This is a genomic window from Mycobacterium sp. SMC-17 (assembly GCF_045310915.1).
Classification (GTDB): domain Bacteria; phylum Actinomycetota; class Actinomycetes; order Mycobacteriales; family Mycobacteriaceae; genus Mycobacterium.
In genome coordinates this window covers 98606-107256 of the sequence record NZ_JBJIAK010000018.1, presented here as the reverse complement: position 1 = coordinate 107256, position 8651 = coordinate 98606, and the positions used below count along the sequence as shown (strand labels likewise).

At 66.1% G+C, this 8651-nt stretch carries 9 protein-coding genes; 6 read left to right on the top strand and 3 right to left on the bottom strand.

Going from position 1 to position 8651, the window contains the following annotated elements:
- Positions 1-73: 73 nt before the first annotated feature.
- A complete protein-coding gene (locus ACJH7A_RS14155; RefSeq protein ID WP_406802165.1) occupies positions 74-1375 on the bottom strand; it encodes a cytochrome P450 in 1302 nt (433 codons plus the stop codon).
- A 122-nt stretch (positions 1376-1497) separates the two neighbouring features.
- Between ACJH7A_RS14155 and ACJH7A_RS14150 the strand changes: the two genes are divergently transcribed.
- Entirely contained in the window at positions 1498-2157 is a 660-nt protein-coding gene (locus tag ACJH7A_RS14150; protein ID WP_406802164.1) for a TetR family transcriptional regulator, read from the top strand.
- Here ACJH7A_RS14150 and ACJH7A_RS14145 read toward each other — a convergent pair.
- Positions 2154-3251, bottom strand: coding sequence for an alcohol dehydrogenase catalytic domain-containing protein (locus ACJH7A_RS14145; protein WP_406802163.1), 1098 nt, complete (start codon positions 3249-3251; stop codon positions 2154-2156). The genes ACJH7A_RS14150 and ACJH7A_RS14145 overlap by 4 nt on opposite strands.
- Before the next feature lie 26 nt (positions 3252-3277).
- On the opposite strand from ACJH7A_RS14145, the gene ACJH7A_RS14140 reads away from it, so the two are divergent.
- Together ACJH7A_RS14140 and ACJH7A_RS14135 are read left to right on the top strand one after the other, a co-directional pair.
- Positions 3278-3709, top strand: a complete 432-nt coding sequence (locus ACJH7A_RS14140; protein WP_138247575.1) for a thioesterase family protein — start codon at positions 3278-3280, stop codon at positions 3707-3709.
- Between the two features lie 106 nt (positions 3710-3815).
- Positions 3816-4259, top strand: a complete 444-nt coding sequence (locus tag ACJH7A_RS14135) for an SRPBCC family protein (protein ID WP_133425769.1) — start codon at positions 3816-3818, stop codon at positions 4257-4259.
- Here the strand turns inward: ACJH7A_RS14135 and ACJH7A_RS14130 are convergent.
- The gene (locus ACJH7A_RS14130; protein ID WP_406802162.1) at positions 4256-4951 is read right to left on the bottom strand and encodes a GntR family transcriptional regulator; all 696 of its coding nucleotides are present in this window, start codon (positions 4949-4951) and stop codon (positions 4256-4258) included. The two genes, ACJH7A_RS14135 and ACJH7A_RS14130, sit on opposite strands and share 4 nt — an antisense overlap.
- Positions 4952-5087: 136 nt before the next feature.
- On the opposite strand from ACJH7A_RS14130, the gene fadD5 reads away from it, so the two are divergent.
- From fadD5 to ACJH7A_RS14115, 3 genes are all read left to right on the top strand, one after another.
- A complete protein-coding gene (fadD5, locus tag ACJH7A_RS14125; protein ID WP_406802161.1) occupies positions 5088-6710 on the top strand; it encodes a fatty-acid--CoA ligase FadD5 in 1623 nt (540 codons plus the stop codon).
- Between the two features lie 262 nt (positions 6711-6972).
- A complete protein-coding gene (locus tag ACJH7A_RS14120) occupies positions 6973-7776 on the top strand; it encodes an ABC transporter permease (protein ID WP_135357671.1) in 804 nt (267 codons plus the stop codon).
- Positions 7777-7860: 84 nt separating this feature from the next.
- Positions 7861-8649 carry an MlaE family ABC transporter permease gene (locus ACJH7A_RS14115; RefSeq protein WP_406802166.1) on the top strand — a complete coding sequence of 263 codons (789 nt, stop codon included), beginning with the start codon at positions 7861-7863 and terminating at the stop codon, positions 8647-8649.
- Positions 8650-8651 lie beyond the last annotated feature (2 nt).

Below are 8651 nucleotides of genomic sequence, written 5' to 3'. Positions count from 1 at the left end.
ACTGGACCAAGACCGCCGACGAGATCTTCGAACGACTCGGTTCATATCTTCAACGAATTCCCGGCGCAGGACACTAGGCGGTCACCACCCGTCGTGTCCCCAACTGTGCCGGGAGCGTGGAGTAGCCACGGAGATTGACCAGGCCGCGGCGACTCGGTGTCTCCGTGAGGTCCAGATCCGGGAACGCTTCGAAGAGGGCGCGCAGGGCCGTGACGCCTTCGATCCGAGCCAGCGCCGCGCCCAGGCAGGCGTGCACACCTGAGGCGAATGCCAGGTGTTCGCGGGCGTTTTCGCGGCCGATGTCGAAACGTGCCGGGTCGGCGAACACTCTCGGGTCGCGGTTTGCGCCGCCCAGGAACAACCCCACCATGTCGCCCGCGCTGATTTGTTCACCGGCGATCTCGACATCGACAGTCGCAGTCCGCGCGGTCATCTGCACCGGGCTGTCGATGCGCAGAATCTCCTCGATGGCGGTGGGCCACAGTTCTGGTTCGGACCGCAGCCTGGCCAGCTGGTCTGGGTTCTGCAGCAGCAACACGATGCCGTTGCCGATCAAGTTGACCGTCGTCTCGAAACCGGCACCTATCAGCAGTGCGGCATTCGCGGCGAATTCCCGGTCGCTCAGACTGCCGTCGGTCGCGAGGCGACTGAAAGGGGTGTCTCCGCCTACGCCGGCCCGGGCCCGCCGGAAGTTCTCCTGGTTGACCCGGTCGATGTCGCGGAGGCCGTTGATCGCTGATCTGTAGGTGCGCCAGGGGATTCCAACGTCCAGTAGCGGTGCGCCGCTGTGGCCCCACTCCAGCAGGTGAGGGCGTGTGTCTGCCGGTAGGTCGAGCAACTCGGCGATGATCGTGATCGGCAGCTGCGCCGCGAAGTCGCTGATCAGATCGGGATGCGGTGATCGGGCCAGCCGCTCGATCAGTTCACCCGTGACCTCCGCGACCCGCGAGTCCAGTCGTCCGATGGCCCGCGGGGTGAAGCTCTGCGCGACCAGTTGCCGGTAACGCGTGTGATCAGGCGGGTCCACGACAACCATGGCGGGCGGTTCGACGGGGTTGGACACGCCGGGGTCGGTCCGCGCGATCAAGGCTTGCAACGGTTTGGGAAGTTCCATGGCAGTGGGGTCGGTGATGCCGAACCTGTTGTCCCGCAGTATCTCCCGGCACACGCCGTGATCGACGGTGGCCCAGGTGTAGCGTTTGCGCACCAGCGGGCCCTGCTGCCGGATCGCCTCCATCAACGGGTACGGATCGGCCGGGCGGCCGTGGTTTGCCAGGAGTGCGGCCATGGGATCGCCGCGACGCGCCTGTATCCCGAGAAACGCCCGCGGCACACCATGCAGCGCCAGCCAACGGGACCAGAGACCAATCTGCATCGCAGTTCCTTCCGTCGGAGCGCGGACGTCAGATGCGGCGTGCGAGACATTGAGACGCTATTTGTCTCGCTCGGATATGATCTACCGTACGACCGGGGAGCCGGACTGGCAAGGAGAAGTGCGTGACCTCAAGCCGAACAGAAGATTTCGTGCGTCGGCTGTCCGATCCGGACCCCGCGGTGGCCGCCCTGGTTGAAGACCCCGACGAGATCACCACCCGCATCTTGCGGGCGGGCCTGGAACAGGCCGAGTTGGTCGGGATGCGCCGCTCGACCATGGAGGATGTCGCCAAGCGCAGCGGTGTCGGGCGGGCCACGCTCTATCGGCGATTTCCCACCAAGACGGCCCTCAACGACGCCATCGTGTTGTCGGAAGTGCGCCGATTCCTCGAGGGCAGTACCCGGGCCCGAGCGCAGGGAAAGACGTTCGAGGACCGCATGGTCTACGACACGATTTTCACCGTGACCTTCATCCGCGAACATGCGCTGCTGAAGAAGTTGCTGCGCACCGAACCCGAGGCGATCCTGCCGAGCCTCACCGTCGACGCGGGCCCCATCATCGACTTCGCCACCGACTACACGGTCGCACTGTTCCGCCACGAGCTGTACGGGGCAAAGGCCATCACCGCTGCACAGGAACGGCACCTGCGGACCGCGGCCGAGCTGCAGACCAGGCTCACCCTGTCGTTCATCGTCACGCCGCACACCGGCATCAAGCTCGCGAGCCTCGATGACACGCGGGCCTATGTGCGCCGCTACCTGATGCCGATGGTCACGCCCTAGAACTGCACGATCTGCCGCACCGCGCGGCCGTCGGCCAGGGCGTCCATGCCGGTGTTGATGTCGTCGAGTGTGATGGTGTCGGACACCAGCTTCTCGACCGGGAGTCGCCCCGACCGCCACAGCTCGACGAAACGCGGGATGTCCCGCGCCGGTACGGCCGATCCGAGATAACTGCCGATCAGTGACCGGCCGTCGGCGACCAAAGCCAAGGGCGACACCGAGATTCGCGCATCAGGGTGCGGCAGCCCGACCGTGATGGTCTTGCCGCCCGGGGCCGTCATGCCGATCGCGGTCTCCAGGGCGGCGGGGTGGCCGGCGGCCTCGATCACCACATCGGCCTTGATGTCGCCGGGGTCGGTGACGGCGTCGTGCGCGCCGAGCGCGCCGAGCGCGCGGGCCTGCTCGAGTTTGTCCGGCAACCGGTCGACGGCGACAATGCGGACGTCGTCGTGCGCCAGCGCCGTGAGCATCGCGGCCATCCCGACGCCGCCCATGCCGACGATCGCCACCGTCTGCCCGGGTTTCGGTTGTCCGGCGTTGAGTACCGCGCCGCCGCCGGTCAGCACCGCGCAGCCGAGCAGCGAGGCGACCACGGGTGGCACATCGGCGTCAACGGGCACCACCGAACGGCGGTCCACCACTGCGTGCGTTGCGAAGGCAGACACCCCCAGGTGATGCAGAACCGTTGTGCCACTTCGGGATAGCCGCGTGTCGCCGCCCAGCAGCGTGCCCGCGCCGTTGGCGGCGCTGCCGGGAATGCAGGGCGCCAGGCCGTCCGTCGCACACGACCGGCACTGGCCACAGCGCGGCAGGAACGTCATGACGACGCGTTGCCCGACCGCCAAATCCGAAGTGCCGCCGACCTGTTCGACGACGCCGGCCGCCTCGTGCCCGAGCAGCATCGGCACCGGGCGGACCCGGTTGCCGTCGACCACCGACAGATCGGAATGGCACAACCCGGCCGCCTCGATGCGGACCAGCAGCTCGCCGTCGCCCGGTGCGTCCAGGTCCAACTCGCTGATGGTGAGCGGCCGGGATTCGGCGTACGGGCGGGCCCGGCCGATCTCTTCGAGTACGGCACCGCGGATCAACATGTCACCAGCCTGACAGACTGGCCGACATGGAGCAGGCACTGACCACCGCGGAATTTCCGGTGCATTGGCCCGTGCAGACCCGATGGACCGACAACGACATGTTCGGCCACCTCAACAACGCGGTCTACTACGAGCTTTTCGACACCGCGATCAACGCGTGGATCAACACCACGCGCGACGTCGACCCGGTGGCCGCGCCGTGGCTCGGGGTCGTCGCCGAATCGGGCTGCCGGTACTTCGCGGAACTGAAGTTTCCGTCGCAGCTGGTCGTCGGGCTCGCGGTGACCCGGCTGGGCAACAGCAGCGTCACCTATCGCACGGGGCTGTGGGCCGACGGCGATACGACGCCGGCGGCGGTCGGCAGCTGGGTACACGTCTACGTCGACCGCGACACCCGTCGTCCCGTCCCCATCCCGGCTCCCATCCGCGAGCTGCTGGAGACCGCCGTCGTCAGTTGACCCTGCGCCGGCGGCGGAGAAGTTCGAGTAGCGGAGTGCGTGGGCTCAGGGTCAACGGACACACGCGCAAGCGGAGCGAAGCAGCGGCCTCGATATGCTCTGGCCCATGCCGATCGTGAGCAAGACCGTCGAGGTCGCCGCACCCGCAGCGCAGATCCTGGGGATCGTCGCCGACTTCGAGGCCTACCCGCAGTGGAACGAAGAGGTCACCGGCTGCTGGATCCTGCACCGCTACGACGACGGCCGGCCCAGCCAGCTCCGCCTGGACACCAAGATTCAGGGCATGGACGGTTCCTACATCCAGGCCGTCTACTACCCCGGTGACGGCCAGATTCAGACCGTCATGCAGCAGGGCAATCTGTTCTCCAAGCAGGAGCAGCTGTTCTCCGTGGTCGACCTCGGCGCCAGCGCGCTGCTGACGGTCGACATGGACGTCGAGGTCGATATGCCCGGCATTCCGTCGATGATGGTCAAGAAGGTCGTCAACGACGCGCTGGACCACCTGGCCGGCAACCTCAAGACGCGCGCCGAGCAGCTCGCCGCCAACTAAGCAGGCCACAACCCGAGTTCGTCGAGGCGGCCGGTCAAACGCTCGGCGGCATCGTCGAATTGGCGGCGCGTCTGCCGCACGACTTCGTCGATGTCCCTGTCCCGCAACGCGGCAACGAGTTCGCGGTGATTCGCCACGGTCGCCGCGCCCCACTGCGGGTCGGTGGCATAGATCCGGACCGGCAGGTACCGGGCGGCGTGCAGCAGGAACCAGGCCAGCTTCGTGCGGCCCGCGGCGCGGTTGAACTCCCGGTGAAACAGGAACTCGGCCAACGCGATCGCGTCGACGTCGCCCGTCGCGACGGCGTCCGCGAGTTCGTCGGTGAGCCGGTCGAGTTCGGCGATGACGGGTTCGGTGATGCGCCGGGCCGCGTTCGCGGCGATCTCGGTGGCGATGGTCGCCTGCAGCCAGAAGATGTCGGCGATGTCGTCGCGCGTGAACGCGGACACCACGTGGCCGCGGTTGGGTTCGAGCTCGACCATGCCCTCACCGCGCAGGGTGCGCAGTGCCTCGCGGACCGGCGTGATGCTCACGCCGAGAGCGGCCGCGGTCTCGTCGAGCCGGACGAAGGTACCCGGCCGCAGGGCGCCCGACATGATCGCCGCCCGGAGATGGGCCGCCACCTCGTCGGACAGCTGTTCGCGCCGACGGGCCCGCTCGAGGCCGGGTAGCGGTTTCGCCGAGACGTTCACGGCAGTCCTTCTTGTCGGCGGGGTAGGGCCACCCGGCGGTTGTCCGGATGGTGCGGGCGTCCTATTGTGACGGCGGCAACACTATATTTGATCAAATATCAGCATCGTTTGTCGCGACCACTCCAATTCCGCCGCGATGCCGATCGAGACACAGGAGCAGACCGTGTCATCCGCAGCACTCGAGCAGCCATATCTTGCCCGTCGGCAGAACTGGACCACCCATCTCGCCCGGCACGCCCTCATGCAACCCGACGGGACCGCGCTGCGTTTCGTCGGCCACACCGTCACCTGGGGTGAGCTGCAGAGCCGCGTGACCCAGCTCGCGGGAGCGCTGAGCCGTCGCGGGGTCGGCTTCGGCGATCGTGTGCTGATCCTGATGCTGAACCGCACCGAGTACGTCGAGTCGTTCCTGGCGGCCAACCTGCTCGGCGCCATCGCGGTGCCGGTCAACTTCCGTATGACCCCGCCCGAAATCGCCTACCTGGTTCGGGACTGCGACCCGAGAGCCGTGATCACCGAGCAGGTGCTGGCTCCCGTCGCCACCGCGGTGCGCGAGCTGGAACCGTCGTTGGCCACGGTGATCGTTGCCGGCGGCGCAAGCGAGGGGGCCGTACTGGGCTACGAGGACGTGCTCGCCGAGGGCGGAGCGTCACCCGCGCCTGTTGATATCCCCGAGGACTCACCGGCGCTGATCATGTACACCTCGGGCACCACGGGCTATCCGAAGGGCGCCGTGCTCACGCACGTCAACATCATGGGCCAGGCCATGACCAACCTGTTCACGATCGCGCCGGACATCAACAACGACGTCGGTTTCATCGGCGTCCCGTTCTTCCACATCGCCGGCATCGGCAACATGATCGGCGGTCTGCTCCTGGGTCTGCCCACGGTCATCTACCCACTCGGCGCGTTCGATCCCGGCGCGCTGCTCGACGTGCTGGAGGCCGAGGGCGTCTCGTCGATCTTCCTGGTCCCGGCGCAGTGGCAGGCGGTGTGCGCGGCGCAGCAGGCCAAGCCGCGCGACGTCAAACTGCGCGTCCTTTCCTGGGGCGCGGCGCCCGCATCGGACACTCTTTTGAGGGAGATGGCGTCGACGTTCCCGGGAACGCAGATCTTTGCTGCGTTCGGTCAGACCGAAATGTCGCCGGTGACGTGCATGCTGCTGAGCCAGGACGCGCTGCGCAAGCTCGGGTCGGTCGGGCGGGTCATCCCGACCGTGGCCGCCCGGGTCGTCGACGACAACATGAACGACGTCCCGGTGGGCGAGGTCGGGGAGATCGTCTACCGTGCGCCCACCCTCATGGCGGGGTACTGGAACAACCCGAAGGCGACGGCCGAGGCATTCGCCGGCGGTTGGTTCCATTCCGGTGACTTGGTTCGCCAAGACGAAGAGGGTTACATCTGGGTCGTCGATCGTAAAAAGGACATGATTATTTCCGGCGGCGAAAATATTTACTGTGCGGAAGTAGAGAACATTCTGGCCGCGCATCCCTCGATTACCGAAGTCGCGGTGATCGGACGACCCCATGAAAAATGGGGCGAGGTGCCGGTGGCGGTCGTCGCAGTGGCGCCGAATGTGAATGCCGAGAGCGAAAGTGCCCTGACCCTGGCGGATCTCGACGATTTCCTGACCGAACGGCTGGCGCGCTACAAGCACCCCAAAGCGCTGGAAATTGTCGACGCATTGCCACGAAATCCTTCTGGCAAGGTTCTTAAAACGGAACTCCGCGCGCGGTTCGGTGATACAAGTGTGTCGTGAGCGCGGCAAGTGACGTCGCGCTGAGAAATTCGACCACCTGAGTGGAGGGCGGATGGGCCGATGTCGCGTTTGCTGAAACTGAACGCAATTATCCCTCAGTTGGGTCACGGGGTACGCGGTGTATCGGGTACAGTCCTGTGGTCCGTCTTACTACTCGGGAGTAGCGAGACAGAAATCACTCAGTTTGTGCTAGTGGCTAAGGAGGGGACGTGCCACGCGTGACGCCGCGGAACGGCCGGATTCCGGAAGGGATCGCTGATCGGTGACAGCCTCAGACAACTCCCTGGTCGGGTATCTCAAGGACCAGCTCGACAAGCCATTCACCAAGGTGGGCGGCTTCGTCAAAATGTGCATCCTCACCTTCAAGGCACTGGTATCGCGGCCATTCCAGTGGAAGGAGTTCATCCTTCAGTGCTGGTTCCTGATCCGGGTGGCATTCCTGCCCACCCTGGCGGTCTCGATCCCACTGACGGTGCTCATCATCTTCACGCTGAACATCCTGCTCGGTGAGTTCGGCGCAGCCGACATCTCCGGTGCCGGTGCCGCCCTCGGTGCGGTCACCCAGCTGGGGCCGCTGGTGACAGTGCTGGTGGTCGCCGGCGCCGGGTCGACGGCCATCTGTGCGGACCTCGGCGCCCGGACGGTTCGCGAAGAGATCGACGCCATGGAGGTGCTGGGCATCGATCCCATCGAGCGCCTGGTCGTACCCCGCGTGGTCGCCTCCACGTTCGTGGCCTTCATGCTCAACGGCGCGGTGATCATCATCGGTCTGGTCGGTGGCTACTTCTTCGGTGTGTACATCCAGAACGTCAACGCCGGCGCCTACGTCTCGACGCTCACCCTGCTGACCGGCTTCCCCGAAGTCGTCATCTCCGTCCTCAAGGCCACCATCTTCGGTCTGATCGCAGGCCTGGTCGGCTGCTACCGCGGGTTGACCGTGGCGGGTGGTTCGAAGGGTGTGGGCACGGCGGTGAACGAAACGCTGGTGCTCTGCGTCATCGCTCTGTTCGCGGTCAACGTGGTTCTCACCACGATCGGTATCAAATTCGGAACGCAGGCCGGGTAGCGCATGAGTACAGCGACAGTTTTGCAGGGCCGGTTCCCCCGCGTCTTCTCACGTGTCAAGGACTTCGGCGCTGCGCCGAGCCGGATGCTCGCCAGCATGGGCCACGTCGGGGTCTTCGTGGGGTCGGCCGTCGGGCATATCCCGCATTGCCTGCGGTTCTACCGCAAAGAGGTGCTGCGGCTGATCGCCGAGGTCGGCATGGGCACCGGCGCCATGGCCGTCATCGGCGGCACCGTCGCGATCATCGGCTTCGTCACCCTGGCGGCGGGCTCCCTGATCGCCATCCAGGGCTTCGCCTCGCTGGGCAACATCGGTGTCGCCGCCTTCACCGGCTTCTTCGCCGCCCTGGCCAACATCCGCGTCGTCGCACCGGTGGTCAGCGGCACCGCGCTGGCAGCCACAGTCGGCGCAGGCGCCACCGCCGAGCTCGGCGCCATGCGCATCAGCGAAGAGGTCGACGCCCTGGAGGTCATGGGGGTCAAGTCCCTGTCCTTCCTGGTCTCGACCCGCCTGGTCGCCGGCATGGTCGTCATCATTCCGCTGTACGCCTTGGCCCTGCTGCTGTCGTTCCTGTCGGCACAGCTGGTCACCACGCTCTTCTACGGTCAGTCGGTGGGAACGTACGAGCACTACTTCCACACGTTCCTGCGCGTCGACGACGTGATGTGGTCGTTCCTCGAGGTCATCATCATGTCGATGGTGGTGCTGCTCAACCACGCGTACTTCGGCTACTACGCCAGTGGCGGCGCCGTCGGCGTGGGCGAGGCCGTGGGCCGCTCGATGCGTACGTCGCTGATCTCCAACGTCGTTGTCGTCCTGCTCTTTTCGTTGGCGCTGTACGGCACCGACCCGAACTTCAACCTGACGGTGTGACG

Bases quoted from the DNA above. Each gene is read 5' to 3' on its own strand.
- ACJH7A_RS14155 (WP_406802165.1), bottom strand. From the start codon at position 1,375: ATGCAGATTGGTCTCTGGTCCCGTTGGCTGGCGCTGCATGGTGTGCCG.
- ACJH7A_RS14145 (WP_406802163.1), bottom strand. From the start codon at position 3,251: ATGTTGATCCGCGGTGCCGTACTCGAAGAGATCGGCCGGGCCCGCCCG.
- ACJH7A_RS14140 (WP_138247575.1), top strand. From the start codon at position 3,278: ATGGAGCAGGCACTGACCACCGCGGAATTTCCGGTGCATTGGCCCGTG.
- ACJH7A_RS14135 (WP_133425769.1), top strand. From the start codon at position 3,816: ATGCCGATCGTGAGCAAGACCGTCGAGGTCGCCGCACCCGCAGCGCAG.
- fadD5 (WP_406802161.1), top strand. From the start codon at position 5,088: ATGCCGATCGAGACACAGGAGCAGACCGTGTCATCCGCAGCACTCGAG.
- ACJH7A_RS14115 (WP_406802166.1), top strand. From the start codon at position 7,861: ATGCTCGCCAGCATGGGCCACGTCGGGGTCTTCGTGGGGTCGGCCGTC.